Consider the following 971-nt stretch of genomic DNA (forward strand, 5'->3'; position numbering starts at 1 on the left):
CTGGTGCGTGAAAACGCGAAGCCCATCAGCGGCGACACCGGGCTGCGCGATATCCAGCGCCTGGCGGAAGAGAACCAGTTTGCGCCGGTGGATGCGTCCCGTCGCGGCACCCTGCGTCAGATATCGGTGCTGCAGGAGTACGTGGACCACCTTATGGGCTACGTGAACCTGGCCAGCTTCACCCGTCCGCTGAAGCTGGTGGTGAACTCCGGCAACGGCGCAGCCGGTCACGTGATTGATGAAGTGGAGAAACGTTTTGTGGCGGCAGGCGTGCCGGTGACCTTTATCAAGGTGCATCACCAGCCGGACGGCCACTTCCCGAACGGTATCCCGAACCCGCTGCTGCCGGAGTGCCGGCAGGACACCGCGGATGCGGTGCGCGAGCACGGCGCGGACATGGGTATCGCCTTTGACGGTGACTTCGACCGCTGCTTTATGTTTGATAACGATGCAGAATTTATCGAAGGCTATTATATTGTTGGCCTGCTGGCGGAAGCGTTCCTGCAGAAGCAGCCGGGCGCCCGGATTATTCACGACCCGCGTCTGACGTGGAATACGGTGGATATGGTGACCCGCAGCGGCGGCACGCCGGTGATGTCGAAGACCGGGCATGCGTTCATTAAAGAGCGGATGCGTCAGGAAGATGCGATTTACGGCGGGGAGATGAGCGCACATCACTATTTCCGCGATTTCGCCTACTGCGACAGCGGGATGATCCCGTGGCTGCTGGTGGCGGAGCTGCTGTGTCTGAAGAACAGCCCGCTGAAGGCGCTGGTGGCGGACCGGCAGGCGGCGTTCCCGGCGTCGGGGGAAATAAACCGCAAGCTGGAGAACGCGGCGGCGGCAATAGCGCGCATCCGTGAGCGCTATGAACCGGATGCCGTCAACGTGGACACCACGGACGGCATCAGTATTGAATATCCGGAGTGGCGTTTTAACCTGCGCAGCTCGAACACCGAGCCGGTAGTGCG

The 971-nt window shown here is 61.6% G+C and carries 1 protein-coding gene; it reads left to right on the plus strand.

What is annotated here, in order from left to right:
* Nucleotides 1-971: O9 family phosphomannomutase RfbK (gene rfbK, locus ABLV11_RS07010; RefSeq protein WP_348855245.1), on the plus strand; the 971-nt coding region annotated here is incomplete at both ends.

The organism is Klebsiella sp. GW_Kp181 (assembly GCF_040062315.1).
Classification (GTDB): domain Bacteria; phylum Pseudomonadota; class Gammaproteobacteria; order Enterobacterales; family Enterobacteriaceae; genus Klebsiella; species Klebsiella oxytoca.